Source organism: uncultured Rothia sp. (assembly GCF_937976295.1).
Taxonomy (GTDB): domain Bacteria; phylum Actinomycetota; class Actinomycetes; order Actinomycetales; family Micrococcaceae; genus Rothia.
Genome location: NZ_CALJRY010000334.1, coordinates 1 through 14,413, shown reverse-complemented (window position 1 = coordinate 14,413; position 14,413 = coordinate 1). Strand labels below are relative to the sequence as shown.

Below are 14,413 nucleotides of genomic sequence, written 5' to 3'. Positions count from 1 at the left end.
CCACACTCCCCCGCACAGGACGTTCTTCGCCGTGCATTCCAGGAATCCTAAGCCACCCACCGGGAGCTTTAGCAAGGCATAGAAACACCCCGCATATGCCTCAAAAACACATGCGGGGTGCATAAGTATTCATTTATGGGTGCCTTCCAGTGCACCCAAAAGCGGGTGCTATAGACACCTCAGTGGGTTCGCGTGGGTTCACATGGGTTCAATCGCGGTTGCGCGCAGGGCTACCCGCAGAACCACCCGCCGGGCTACCGGACAACTACAGAGCGCCCGCCTCCGAGCAGACATTCACCAGCTCGCCAATGCCCTCAATGCGGGTGCGCACCGTCTGACCCGGCTTCAACCACTGACGCGGATGCAGCGACAAGCCAACCCCCGCCGGGGTACCCGTCGCCACCAGGTCGCCCGGCTCCAGGGTCATGAACCGCGAAATATAGGACAGCAGCTGCGCCGGGGTGAACACCATATCCGCCGTCGTGCCGCGCTGACGCACCACGCCGTCCACCTCGCAGACCAGCTCCAGACCGGCAACCGGGTCAACCTCATCGGGGCTCACAATCACCGGACCAAACGGGGTCATCGCATCCCAGTTCTTACCCTGGAACCATTCCGAGGAACGGCCCTGCCAGTCACGCACCGACACATCGTTCATGACCGTGTACCCCATCAAAGCCTCAAGCGCCTGCTCCTCCGTGGCGTTACGCAGGCGAGCGCCCACGACCAGGCACAGCTCAACCTCCCAGTCGATTTTCGTGCTGCCGGTGCCGTCATCGGCGGGCATGCGGATCTGCTCGCCGGGACCAATCAGCGCGTTCGGGAACTTCGCGAACAGCGCCGGATGCTCGGGTACCTCAAGGTTCATTTCCGCGGCGTGGTCGCGGTAGTTCAGGCCCGCGCACACAATCTTGCCGGGCTTATCCAGCGGGCGAATGAACGGCAGGGAGTTCCACAGTTCCTCGCCGTGACCCATGACGGTCGCGCCGTTCTCCTTCAGAATCGCCACGGCGTTCTTCGGGTCGCCAAAGTTCAGGCGGAACCGGCTGTAGAAATTCAGTAGCGGGCTGAGCTTCGCCGGAAGCTCGTACACGGTCTCCTCGAAGAAGCAGACCGCGCGGCTGCCCTTCGAGTCTTTAATCTGTGCCCAACGCATGGATGCTCCTTCACTTCAGGTGGGGTAGTTCGGGGTGGGTTAGGGGTAAAAGTCAGAGATAGATGAGCAAAATCAGCCCAGCAAAATCAGCTCAGCGAAAACCGTTTTGGGCGTACACCTCAACGATCGCGTCTTCCAGGTCTTCCATGAGCAGAGTCGGGTTCGCGTCCTGCGCCGCGCCAACCGTGGCGGGGTCCAGCTCCATGCCAAGGGCACGGTACACATCCGCAGTAACCGCCCGCAGGGGTGCAGAATCGGAAACCACAATGCCGGTGCTGAACCACCAGCCGCCGGTCACCACACGCTGGGCGGTGCCGACCAGTTTGATGCGGCCACCACCTGCGGAGGCGGGAAGCTGCGCGTGCACCGAATACTCGCCGGGGCAGTACTCCCCCGGGATTTCGCCCATGCGCGCATCCACGCCGACTTCGCGTAGCGCCTGCGCGTACATGGAGCCGAACAGTTCGTAGCGTAGGGTGTTGCCGCTGCGCGCGTCGGAGGCGGGCTGAAAATGGTCCACGACCAGGCACCCCTGATGGTAGGCGGCGGCGTGCCCACCGACCTTGCGCACCAGCACCTCAAAACCGTGCTCGGCGCACGCCGCGGAGGCGTCCGCGAAGCCGGGGTTCAGTTCGTCACGGCGGCCGAACGCGACCGTCGGGTTCGGCTGATACATGCGTAGGGTGGCTTCACGCTGCCCGCTTGCCACCTCGCGAAGCATCTGCACCGTCTGATCGTGGTGAATGAGGATATCGCCGGATTCGGGGCCGGTCTCTCGAATAATCTGCACGTTCCTATTTTACGGTTACGCCCGTCACTTACGGTGCGCGGGCGGCGGGGCATCTCAAAGGCAACTTAAGGGCAGCTCAAGGGCAGTGTTCTGTTGGTGTTCTCCCCCGCTGCACCTCACACCGGTTCCCCCTTAAAGCTCTGCGGAATCCTCGCCGCTACGCCGCAAAATCCCAGCTGCCGACATGCCCCGCCATATTCACATTTTTTATGCCGATTTTCTTCACTCGGTGAACCCAAACCATTACGATTAAAAGACTACGTGGTATCCCACACGTTGCCACCAGTACACAACACAGCATGACAACGCAGAAGAAACGCGCACACCGTGACGGCCCACCCGCCACGGACCACACTGTACGTTTCACATAAGGAGTACGGACATGACACAGTCCACCAACACAGCGGCAACCGCCGCCCCCAACCAGGAGGTGAGCGCAGCCCGCAAACAGCGAAACAAGCTGATCCTGCACGTTGCCATCATCCTCGTAGCGACCCTCGCCATCTGGTTCGTTCCCGCCCCCGAAGGCGTCGACCCGCGCGGCATGCACATGCTCGCCATCTTCGTCGGCACCATCCTCGGCCTGATCCTGCAGCCGTTGCCCACCCCGTCCGTGGCGCTCGTCGGCCTGGGTGCCGCAATGATTACCGGCACCATGGCGGCAAAGAACGAGGCGCTGGCCGGCTTCGGCAACTCCTCCATCTGGATTATTGTTGCCGCGTTCTTCATCGCCGACGGCTTCCTCATCACCGGCCTGGGCAAGCGCATCGCACTGCTGTTCGTGCGTGCGCTCGGCAAGTCCTCCCTCGGCCTGTCCTACGGTATGGCAATCACCGACCTGGTTCTCGCCCCCGCCACCCCCTCCAACACGGCGCGTGCCGGTGGCGTGATTTACCCGGTTATCCGTTCTCTCTCCGAGGTCAACGGCTCCACCAACGAGACCCCCGAATCGCGCCGTAAGCTCGGCTCCTACCTGCTCATGACTGAGGCGCAGGTCAATACCATCACCTCCGCAATGTTCCTGACCGCAATGGCGGGTAACCCGCTGGCGCAGAAGTTCGCGCACGACCGCGACATCAACATCGACTGGGGTACCTGGGCGCTCGCCGCTATCGTTCCCGGTCTTACCGCGCTGATCGTGATGCCGTGGATCATGTCAAAAATCTACCCGCCGACCATCAAGAAGACCCCGGACGCGCCCAAGCGCGCCCGCCAGGAACTGCACGAAATGGGCCCTATGAGCTCCAAGGAATGGATCATGCTCGGCACCTTCGCGCTGCTGCTGATCCTGTGGATTACCGGTACCTCCCTGGGTATTGACGCGACCAGCGCCGCATTCTTCGGCATCGCAATTCTGCTGGTCACTAAGGTCCTGACATGGAAGGATATGGCGAAGAACTCCAGCGCATGGTCCACCCTCATCTTCTTCGCCGTGCTCGTCGGCATGGCGGATCACCTGAAGAAGCTCAAGGTCGTCGACTGGGTCGGTGAGCAGGCGGCGCACAGCGTCAGCGGCATGGCGTGGCCTATGGCATTCGCGATCCTGGTTCTGGCGTACTTCTTCATCCACTACATGTTCGCTTCGAACACCGCGCAGGTTGTGGCACTGTACGCCGTGTTCCTCGGTGCGGCGGTAGCTGCCGGTGTTCCGCCGGTGTTCGCGGCGCTGTTCCTCGGCTTCGCCGGAAACCTGATTGGCGGTATCACCCACTACGCGTCCGGCCCGGCGGGCGTGTACTACGGTTCCGGCTACTTCAGCGTGGGCGAATGGTTCAAGGTCGGCTTCATGGCAGCTATCGTGAACCTCGTCATCTGGGGTACGGTCGGTACTGCGTGGCTGTTCGCGCTCGGTTTCGCCAACTAGTAGCGCAGACCCCGCGGCAGCTTAGCCCAGCGTAAAAGCGCTGTATAAGAGCTGCATAAAAGCCCGGTATTCTCACGTGAATTTTCGTGTGAGAATACCGGGCTTTTACGCGCCCGTTTCGCGCCCCCAACACAGCGCAAAACCTAGTAATCCCCCACCCCCTCCGCTAGGGTAGAAGAAAGACCCAAAACACCTTGGAGGACGCCGTGCATCAGGACCAGCACATCACCGCCCAAACCGCCCCTCTACCCAACGCCGCCCCTGCACTAACCGAGCCGCAGCCGCTCGGCGCTTTCCCCGCCGGTTTCCTCTTCGGAGGCGCCACCGCCGCCAACCAGTTCGAGGGCGCCTGGAACGAAGACGGCAAGGGCCCCAGCCTGCAGGATGTGCTGCCCGCCGGCGGCCTGTACCCGCGCACCGCCGAACCCACCGAGGACAACCTCAAGCTGGAGGGCATCGACTTCTACCACCGCTACCGCGAAGACATCGCCCTGCTCGCAGAGATGGGCTTCAAGGTCTTCCGCTTCTCCATCGCCTGGTCGCGTATCTTCCCCCGCGGCGACGAAGAAACCCCGAACGAGGCGGGCCTCGCCTTCTACGACCGCGTGCTCGACGAGCTCGAAAAGCACGGTATGGAACCGCTCATCACCCTCAGCCACTACGAAACCCCGCTGCACCTGGTCGAGCAGTACAACGGCTGGACCAGCCGCGAACTCATCGGCTTCTACGAACGCTACGCCCGCACCGTATTCGCCCGCTACGGCAAGCGCGTGAAGTACTGGCTGACCTTCAACGAAATCAACTCGATGCTGCACATGCCGTTCATGTCCGGCGGCATCAACACCCCGGCGGATCAGCTCAGCGACGCGGACCTGTACCAGGCGATGCACCACGAGCTGGTCGCCTCCGCACGCGCCACCGCTGCGGCACACGAACTGGCACCCGGTGCGCAGGTCGGCTGCATGATTCTTGCCATGCCCACCTACCCGCTCACCCCCGACCCCGCCGACGTACTCGCCGCCATGCAGGCGGAACAGGCGAACTTCGCATTCGGTGACGTGCACGTTCGCGGCGCATACCCCGGCTACTTCCTGCGCGCCCTGCGTGAGAAGGGCGTGGAGCTGAACATCACCGAACAGGACCGCGAGGACCTGAAGAACACCGTGGATTTCGTGTCGTTCAGCTACTACATGTCCACCTGCGCGACCGGCGACCCGGCACGAGGCGAGCGCGGCGAAGGCAATATCCTCGGCGGCGTGGTGAACCCAACCCTGCCCGCCAGCGAGTGGGGCTGGCAGATCGACCCGACCGGTCTGCGCGTGGTCCTCAACCAGTATTGGGACCGCTGGCAAAAGCCGCTGTTCATTGTGGAGAACGGTCTGGGTGCCCGCGATGAACTGGTCGAGATTGACGGCGAGCTGACCGTGGAAGATGACTACCGCATCGACTACCTGCGCCAGCACCTGCACGCGGTACGTGAGGCGATTGAGGACGGCGTGAACGTGCTCGGCTACACCACCTGGGGCTGCATCGACATGATTAGTGCCTCCACCGCGCAGATGTCCAAGCGCTACGGGTTCATCTACGTGGACCGCAACGACGACGGCACCGGCACCCTGGCGCGCTACCGCAAGAAGTCCTTCCACTGGTACCGCGAGGTGATTGCCAGCAACGGCGCGGAGCTTTAGAAGCTACACCAAAAGCCCCCGAGACTCCGAATCTCGGGGGCTTTTCACGTATAACGCCTAGTCCATGGGCAGATCGTTCAGACTGGTGGACACGTACTCCCACCAGGTCGGCACCAATCCCGCGTTTATCGCAACCCTCTGCGAGAGCACGTGCGACGGGCTCGTACCGTAGAACGGCAGGTACCCTTCCGCCAGGGTCAGACGCGCCGCATCACGCACCAGTACGCTGGCGATGCCGGCACCGCGCCAGGCGGGCAACACATCAATACCGATCTGGCGCATAATCGGCGAATCGTCACTCAGGCCAACCATAGCGATAGGGTCTGCAAGCGCAGGGTCGCTCTCCCCCGCTGTGGGTGCATCAGGTACATCCTCGTCCACCGGGTATGCGGCAAGCACCAGCACATCCGGACGGGCCACGCTAAAGCCCAGCGCGTTCGAGTATCGCTTATCCCCGCGGAAGCGCTCAAACTGCTCAGCGTCCAGCAGCTCCACGCGCAGGCGGGTTACGCGCGCCTCCGTATCCTCCGGGTCAACCTCAATCGCACCCGCGGAGGCGTTTGCCTCCCTGCGGATGGTACGCTCGCCGGTGATTTCGGCAAGTAGCGCAGCTTTCAGCTCGGCGGGGTCAACGCGGCGCATCATGCCCACACCGGGCACGGCGCACTTCACTTCCTGCGCCTGCACGCCCTCGGGTACGACCGAGTTCAGCAGGGCGCGGCCGGGCGTGTAGTAGATGCTCGTGCCGCTGACCTGCTGGGTGTAGGGGGTGAGCAGTTCGTTGAGCTGGCGGAGTTGTGCATAGTCGCCCAGCCAGTTCGACTGGTCGCCAAGCATGTAATCAATCGCCTTGTCCAGCACGCGCGGATGCTTGGCGCAGAGAATACCGATGCTTGCGTAGTTGGCGACGCGCAACTCCCAGATGTCGTCGTTGCGGCGGCGTGCGGCGCCCATCTTCTCGGAGGGCGGCTGCACGGTGGCGAGCAGCGGCAGGCTCTCGGCTTCCGGGTAGTCGCGTAGCTCTTCGAGGGCGCGGCTAATCGAGCCGGGTGCCTGGCAGAAGTCCGCCTCCAGCTGGGTGTGCAGGATGTGCCGCGCACGGTCCGCGGTGGTCACAGCGCCCCTGTTCATAGGACCACGGATTGCCTGAGCTCCCCGGGCAGGTGCGGTTCCTTGAGTATCAGTCACGTAGATTTCCTTTAGTTCAAGTTGTCGACTAGTTCAGAATCTCGGCTAGTTCAGGATCTCGGCTAGCTCAAAATCTCTGCAAGGAACGCGCCGGTGTGCGAGCCCTTCACCTGAGCTACCTGTTCCGGGGTACCTTCAGCAATCACGGTGCCGCCGCCGCTACCGCCTTCGGGGCCCATGTCGATAATCCAGTCGGCGCACTTGACCACGTCCAGGTTATGTTCAATGGTGATGACGCTATTGCCCTTGTCAACCAGCGATTGCAGCACGGCGAGCAGCTTGCGGATGTCTTCAAAGTGCAGGCCGGTGGTCGGCTCATCCAGCACGTAGATGGAGCGGCCGTTGGAGCGCTTCTGCAGTTCGGTTGCGAGCTTCACGCGCTGCGCTTCACCGCCGGAGAGGGTGGTTGCGGGCTGACCCAGGCGAATGTAGCCCAGGCCCACGTCCACGAGGGTGTTCAGGTGGCGCGCAATCGGGGTGAATGCGGCAAAGAACTCTGCGGCTTCTTCCACGGGCATTTCGAGTACGTCGGCAATGGTCTTGCCCTTGTAGTGCACTTCGAGGGTTTCGCGGTTGTAGCGCTTGCCGTGGCAGGTTTCGCAGGGTACGTACACGTCCGGCAGGAAGTTCATTTCAATCTTCAGGGTGCCGTCGCCGGAGCAGTCCTCGCAGCGGCCGCCCTTGACGTTGAAGGAGAATCGGCCGGGAGTGTAGCCGCGCATTTTCGCTTCGCTGGTCTCTGCGAACAGCTTGCGGATGTGGTCGAACACGCCGGTGTAGGTGGCGGGGTTCGAGCGCGGGGTGCGGCCGATGGGCGACTGGTCCACGTGAATGACCTTGTCCAGGTGTTCCAGGCCGTCGATGCTCTTGTGGCGGCCGGGTACCTGCTTGGCGCCGTTGAGCTTGTTCGCCAGGGAGGTGTACAGAATGTCGTTGACGAGGGTGGACTTACCCGAGCCGGACACACCGGTCACCGCGGTGAACACGCCCAGCGGGAAGGACACGGTCACGTTCTTGAGGTTGTTTTCGCGGGCGCCGCGCACGGTCAGCTGACGCTTCTTGTCCACGGGGCGGCGGGAGGCGGGCACCTCAATGCTGCGGCGGCCAGCCATGTAGTCGCCGGTAATGGACTTGGTGTTCTTCAGCAGCTCCTCAAAGCTGCCGGAGTGCACGATTTCGCCGCCGTGCTCGCCGGCGCCGGGTCCTACATCCACAATCCAGTCGGCTTCGCGCATGGTGTCTTCGTCATGCTCAACCACAATAAGCGTGTTGCCCATATCGCGCAGCTTGGTCAGGGTTTCGATAAGGCGGCGGTTATCGCGCTGGTGCAGGCCGATGGAGGGCTCGTCGAGCACGTAGAGCACACCGACCAGGCCCGAACCGATCTGGGTTGCGAGGCGGATGCGCTGCGCCTCACCGCCGGAGAGCGTACCGGCGGAGCGTGAGAGGGTCAGGTAGTCCAGACCCACGTCCAGCAGGAATTGCAGGCGCGCGTCAATTTCCTTGAGAACCTGCTCACCAATCTTGGCTTCGCGGGCGCTCAGCTGCAGGCCGCGCACGAAGGCGAGCGCGTCAGCCAGAGACAAGTCGGTAACCTCCGCGATGGACTTGCCGCCGACCTTCACACCGAGGATGGTCGGGTTCAGGCGCGCGCCACCGCAGGAGGGGCAGGCGACCTGGCGCATGTACTGTTCGTAGCGGTCGCGGGCGAAGTCCGATTCGGTTTCTTCGTGCTTGCGCTTGATGTACGCCTTCACGCCCTCGAATCCGGAGGTGTAGCGGCGTTCGCGGCCGAATCGGTTGCGGTAGGAGACCTCAACCTTGTAGTCCTTGCCGTCCAGAATGGCGGCGCGGGTCTTGGCGGGCAGGTCCTTGAAGGGGGTGTTCAGGTCGAATCCGAGCTCCTCCCCCAGACCGGCGAGCAGGCGCAGCCAGTATTCGGTGGTTGCTTTGCCCTGCGACCAGGGGGCGATAGCGCCCTCGCCGAGGGTCAGGTCGGGGTTGGGTACGAGCAGTTCGGTGTCTACTTCCAGGCGCGAGCCGATGCCGTCGCAGGCGCTACATGCGCCGAACGGCGAGTTGAAGGAGAAGGCGCGCGGCTCGATGGTGTCAATCTGCAGCGGGTGGTTATTGGGGCAGGCGAGGTTCTCGCTGAAGGAGCGGGTGCGTTCGGGGTCGTCCTGCTCGCGGTCCACGAAGTCGATGAGCACGCGGCCGTCGGCGAGCTTGAGCGCGGTTTCGATGGAGTCGGTGAGGCGCTGGTGAATACCGTCCTTAATGACGATGCGGTCAACGACCACCTCGATGGTGTGCTTGTACTGCTTGGCGAGCTTGGGCGGGTCGGAGAGCTGCACGGTTTCGCCGTCCACGCGGGCACGCGAGTAGCCCTGAGTCAGCAGGTCCTTGAAGAGGTCAACAAACTCGCCCTTACGTGCGCTGACGACGGGCGCGAGGATCTGCAGGCGGGTGCGTTCGGGGTATTCCTGCAGAATGTCGACAATCTGCTGTGGGGTCTGCTGGGTGATTTCTTCGCCACATTCGGGGCAGTGCGGGTGACCAACTCGTGCCCAGAGCAGACGCATGTAGTCGTAGATTTCGGTGATGGTACCGACGGTTGAGCGCGGGTTCTTGGAGGTGGACTTCTGGTCGATAGACACCGCCGGGGAAAGGCCCTCGATGAAGTCTACGTCGGGCTTATCGACCTGTCCGAGGAACATACGCGCGTAGGAGGACAGCGACTCGACGTAGCGGCGCTGACCTTCGGCAAAGATGGTGTCGAAGGCGAGGGAGGACTTACCGGAACCGGAGAGGCCGGTGAAGACGACCATCGCATCACGCGGGATGGTGAGGTCTACGTTCTTGAGGTTGTTTTCGCGGGCACCCTGAACCCGGATGCTGGTCAGATCGTTCGCTTTGAGTGCGGTGCTACCGTGTGCCGGGCGGGGTGTCATCGAAAATCCTTTCGTCTTATCTTCGAACTTAAATTCTACACCCTCACGCCTTTCACCGGCGGGATTATGCGGCCGGTGAAGGCATGAGGGTGCAGTACTTATATGAGGCGGATTGTCAGGCGCGGTTTACCAGCCGCGGGTGCCCCACTCTTCCAGGTGGGGGCGCTCATCCCCTAGGGTGGTGGAGCGGCCGTGGCCGGGCAGCACGATTGCGTCATCGTCGAAGCCGCCGAAGAGCTTTTCGAGCACATTGGAGAAGAGCTCACCAAACTGCTGCGGGGAGTCGGTCTTACCCACGCCGCCGGGGAAGAGAGCATCACCGGTGAACAGCAGGGTTGCGGGGGTGCCGTCTTCCCAGGTGGTTTCGAGGGTGTAGACGATGGATCCGGGGGTGTGGCCGGGCACGTGCAGGGCGCGAATGACGGTGTCAGAGAGATAGAAGTCGAAGCTTTCGCCGCCGGTCAGCTCCTCTTCGACGGTGTAGTCTTCCTGCTCCTTAATAGCGGCTACGTCAGCTGCACCCGCGGAGGTGACGGCACCGGTGAGGCGGTCGAGCTCCTTAATGGCGCGGATGTGATCCCAATGGCCGTGGGTGACCAGGATGCCAGTCAGACCGATTGCGCGGGGCCTGAGGGAGTTGAAGTCCTCTTCCTTCTCCATGACGCGCACGCGGCGTTCTTCGCCGTCTGCCAGTTCGAGCTGCGGGCAGTCGTTCAGGAGCGCGTCGAGGGTGTAGGCGTAGAGTTCTTCCGCATCGTCTGCGGGGTCGATGAGCACCTGCTCGCCGGTGGCGCGCATGGTGATGAGGTAGACGCTGTTGTCCATCTCGGAGACGCTGAACGCTCGCACGGTCAGTTCGGGGTTCTCAAAGATGAGGGTGGGTTCGGGGTAAGTAGTCATAGTTCCAGTGTAGGGGCTCCCATGATGCGGCAGGCACCCATATAGAGCACTTCCCTATGAGCGCATTCCGAGCGCATTCGGCGTTGAATGTGCGGGATGCATGTTCGGGATGCATGTTCAGGGCGCCTTCGGAACAGACTCTGGAGCACGTTCGGTACAGGCTCTAGCCAAGGTCCCGCCTATCTGAGGCTCCATTGAAATTCAAGCAGCGAAATTCAAAAGTTAAACAGAGAAGCGACTGCGCATCGATACACAGTCGCTTCTCATGACACCCAGGGGTATCTATCACTCACTCAAACACAAGCAACCCGAGGACTTTGGAAATCTCACGATTACTTGATGACTCAATAGTAGCGAACTTTTTGGGGGCTGTTTTACAGCTCAATTTGGTACGGAGAGCCCATTTTAGTGACTTGCGCCTCAATGTAATCATTCTGTAATAAAAATAGCTGTTTTTTAGGGTATCCATACGTACCAATTTCATTTTTTTCGACTTTAAGTGTGATTTATTTCACCCAAAATAATTTCAGATTTTCCCTCATTTGACACTTCAGTGCACCTTTAACCTAAGCTTTATACTCAGCAATTCTAAAGGCTTAATGCCCGATTTTAGCCCGGTATTCCGCAGAAGTAGAGGGTTAAGGTCAAACTATCTTCAAGCATTTGAAAGTTCTTGAAGTGGAAAAAATGTACCGCCCACCGTTCAAAAACTGCACAATTATTCGCGCGAGAGCAAAATCAATTGGTCTGTTTAGCCCCCTTATGCACCCCCTAAAATAGAGGTTTTATTACAAAACGATAACAGCAGCCCTGCCTTCAGGTTCACTGAGTACACTCACTGAAACCCCTTTCAAAAAGTAAAACACCTAGTCAATACCATATTTTCACAAAATGCAAGACAGTGTGTCACTAAAAAATCAACTTCTACAGATTGTTTAACAAAACCTGACCTTCAAGCATACATAGAGCCCAATTATTAACCAGCACGTACCAATTCCGCCTTCCAGAGGGGCGCTTGGAAGCCTTCAAGGAAAGGTTGAAACTCCCCTCCACTAGGGGTTTCACTATCCTTCACTCCCCCGCCATTCAGCACTATTCAGTACCTTCAGCACCCAAAATACCAATACGCTCCACCTTTCACCGACAATCGCACCGGTATTCACACCGGCATTCACCCCATCTGCCGCCCGGTACCTGCCACCACTGGAGCACAGGAAAGCGGCGCCCCTCCCCCGCTGTGGGGAAGGAGCGCCGCCTCCACTAGCTATAAATCAGCTGGCACAGTCGCTTTAGGACAGGCCGACCATCACGCCGTTCTCGTCGAAGCCGATGCGCTCAGCTGCGGGGCTCTTGCTCAGGCCCGGCATGGTGCGCATGGTGCCGCAGATAGCGTAGACGTAGCCAGCACCTGCAGCCAGGCGAACCTCACGCACGGGCAGGGTCCAGCCGGTCGGTGCGCCCTTCAGAGTTGCATCCGAAGAGATGGACAGGTGAGTCTTCGCAATAACCACGGGCAGGTGCGAGTAGCCCAGCTCAGCGAAACGCTTCAGCTGCTTAGCGGCAGCGGGAGCAATGGAGATGCCGTCCGCACCGTAGACCTTGGTGGCAACCTTCTCGATCTTGGTCTCGATGGAGTCCTCAAGATCGTAGGTGTACTTCAGATCCGAAACGTCGTCACATGCCTCAGCAACCACGTCTGCCAGGTCGGTGGTGCCCTTACCGCCCTCAGCCACACCGCGGTGGATAGCGACGCGAGCGCCAGCCTCCTCAGCGATACGGCGGATAGTCTCGTGCTCGGACTCGAAGTCGGTCGGGAACGCGTTGATTGCCACGACCGGCTGAACACCGAAGTTGCGCACAATCTCGATGTGCTTCTTCAGGTTCTCTGCGCCCTTCTCCACGTCGGAGGGGCTTTCCTGCAGCATGCCTTCGGGCAGGGGCTTGCCCGGAACGATCTTGTACAGGCCGGAGTGGGACTTCAGGGAGCGCACGGTGACGACGAGCACTGCTGCGTCGGGCTTCAGGCCGGAGACGCGGCACTTGACGTTGAAGAAACGCTCCGCACCCATGTCGGCACCGAAGCCAGCCTCGGTAATCACGTAGTCGGAGTACTCCAGACCAACGTAGTCTGCGACCACGGAGGAGTTACCGGTTGCGATGTTGCCGAAGGGGCCCGCGTGAATCAGCGCGGGGGTGTGCTCCAGGGTCTGCAGCAGGTTCGGGTTGATGGCGTCTGCCAGGATGACGGACATTGCGCCGTCAGCCTTCAGGTCGGCTGCGGTGACGGGCTCGCCGTCGTAGTTCAGGCCGATCACGATCTTTGCCAGGCGCTCACGCAGGTCCTTGAAGGAGGTTGCCAGCGAGAGAATCACCATGATTTCGGAGGCGCTGGTGATGTCGAAACCGGTCTCGCGGACCACGCCGTCCATGCGTTCGCCCAGGCCCACGACGATGTTGCGCAAGGAGCGGTCATTCATGTCGATGACTCGGCGCCACTCAATTGCGCGCGGGTCGATGCGCAGCTCGTTGCCGTGGTGCAGGTGGTTGTCAATCATGGCGGCAAGCAGGTTGTGCGCTGCGGTGACGGCGTGGAAGTCGCCGGTCAGGTGCAGGTTCAGCTTCTCCATGGGAACAATCTGAGAGTAACCGCCGCCTGCTGCGCCGCCCTTGATGCCGAAGGTCGGGCCCATTGCGGGCTGACGCAGAGCCAGGATTGCCTTGCGGCCGGTCTGCGCGAAGCCCTGTGCGAGGGATACGGAGGTTGCAGTCTTACCTTCACCGAGCGGGGTGGGGGTGACTGCGGTAACCACAATGTACTTGGAGCCGCGCTTGCGGGCGGTCTCTGCGTTGGTGGTTTCGTCGAGGAGGACCTTAGCGACGTACTTGCCGTAGGGCTCAAGGCGATCTTCACTGATGCCATTGTCCGCTGCGATCTTGTTAATGGGCCAGAGATCTGCAGCAAGTGCGATTTCGAGGTCGGAAGGGAAAGGCTTCTTCGTCATTGTCATCCTTCGAGTTGTACGAATCATGCTCTTTTATTCTATGCCTTGGCTCACGCATTTGTCCCTCACCTCGCCGGACTCCGACAAATAAACTCAATTTTTAATGCACGAATCCCCGCAACCGGTACCCTACGCTCACATGGAGTGAACAGGGTCGGTGCGGGGATTAGTAGCGTATACGCGCCGGGTTGCTAGTACAAGAAAGTACAAGAACCGGCGATACGAGCGGCTATTACGGCATGGTCAGCAGAACCTTGGTGGCGGTACGCTGGTCCATTGCCTCGTAACCCTTAGCTGCCTCGTCGATGGGCAGAACCAGGTCGAATACCTTGCCGGGCTCAATTTCGCCCTTGTAAATCAGGTCGATGAGGGTCGGCAGGTACTTGCGCACGGGGGCGGGGCCGCCCTCCAGGTGAACCTGCTTGTCGAAGAGCTTATCGGTTCCGATGGAGCTGTCGTGCGGCACGCCCACGAAGCCGATGTAACCGCCGTGGCGTACGCAGCCGAGTGCCTGGTCGAAGGACTGCTGGGAGCCAACAGCCTCCGCGACGCCGTGTGCACCCACGCCGTCGGTGAGCTCCATGACCTTGGCGATGCCCTCTTCGCCGCGCTCTTCCACGATGTGGGTTGCGCCGAATTCCTTAGCGAGCGCCTGACGTTCGGGGTTGCGGGACATGATGATGATCTTCTCCGCGCCGAGCTGCTTAGCGCCGATGACTGCGCTCAGGCCGACTGCGCCGTCGCCAACAACGACGATGGTCTTGCCGGGGCCTGCCTGCGCGGCGTCTGCTGCGTACCAGCCGGTGCCGAGCACGTCGGAGGCCGCCATCAGGTGCGGGATCTGCTCTGCGGTGGGATCTGCCGGGGTCTTGAC

Annotated in this window: 9 protein-coding genes; 2 read left to right on the top strand and 7 right to left on the bottom strand. The window is 61.0% G+C overall.

Features of this window, described 5'->3' with window-relative positions; translation table 11 throughout:
• Positions 1–265: 265 nt before the first annotated feature.
• Both Q0216_RS09030 and Q0216_RS09025 read right to left on the bottom strand, forming a co-directional pair.
• Positions 266–1,156, bottom strand: coding sequence for a fumarylacetoacetate hydrolase family protein (locus tag Q0216_RS09030; protein ID WP_298594688.1), 891 nt, complete (start codon positions 1,154–1,156; stop codon positions 266–268).
• 91 nt (positions 1,157–1,247) lie between these two features.
• Positions 1,248–1,946, bottom strand: a complete 699-nt coding sequence (locus Q0216_RS09025; RefSeq protein WP_298594686.1) for a lipoyl protein ligase domain-containing protein — start codon at positions 1,944–1,946, stop codon at positions 1,248–1,250.
• Positions 1,947–2,328: 382 nt separating this feature from the next.
• Between Q0216_RS09025 and Q0216_RS09020 the strand changes: the two genes are divergently transcribed.
• On the top strand, positions 2,329–3,810 hold the full coding sequence (locus Q0216_RS09020) for an anion permease (protein ID WP_298594684.1): 1,482 nt from the start codon (positions 2,329–2,331) through the stop codon (positions 3,808–3,810).
• A 206-nt stretch (positions 3,811–4,016) separates the two neighbouring features.
• On the top strand, positions 4,017–5,498 hold the full coding sequence (locus tag Q0216_RS09015) for a glycoside hydrolase family 1 protein (protein WP_298594682.1): 1,482 nt from the start codon (positions 4,017–4,019) through the stop codon (positions 5,496–5,498).
• A gap of 57 nt (positions 5,499–5,555) precedes the next feature.
• Here the strand turns inward: Q0216_RS09015 and Q0216_RS09010 are convergent, their stop codons facing one another.
• From Q0216_RS09010 to Q0216_RS08990, 5 genes are all read right to left on the bottom strand, one after another.
• A complete protein-coding gene (locus tag Q0216_RS09010) occupies positions 5,556–6,686 on the bottom strand; it encodes a GNAT family N-acetyltransferase (RefSeq protein ID WP_298594680.1) in 1,131 nt (376 codons plus the stop codon).
• Between the two features lie 62 nt (positions 6,687–6,748).
• The gene (gene uvrA, locus Q0216_RS09005; RefSeq protein ID WP_298594678.1) at positions 6,749–9,637 is read right to left on the bottom strand and encodes an excinuclease ABC subunit UvrA; all 2,889 of its coding nucleotides are present in this window, start codon (positions 9,635–9,637) and stop codon (positions 6,749–6,751) included.
• Positions 9,638–9,763: 126 nt separating this feature from the next.
• Positions 9,764–10,537 (bottom strand): MBL fold metallo-hydrolase, encoded by a 774-nt coding sequence (locus Q0216_RS09000; protein WP_298594676.1) that lies wholly within the window; start codon positions 10,535–10,537, stop codon positions 9,764–9,766.
• A 1,289-nt stretch (positions 10,538–11,826) separates the two neighbouring features.
• On the bottom strand, positions 11,827–13,539 hold the full coding sequence (locus Q0216_RS08995) for a formate--tetrahydrofolate ligase (RefSeq protein ID WP_005508799.1): 1,713 nt from the start codon (positions 13,537–13,539) through the stop codon (positions 11,827–11,829).
• Positions 13,540–13,771: 232 nt separating this feature from the next.
• The coding region (locus tag Q0216_RS08990) for a zinc-binding dehydrogenase (protein ID WP_298594674.1) at positions 13,772–14,413 on the bottom strand (642 nt) is incomplete at its 5' end.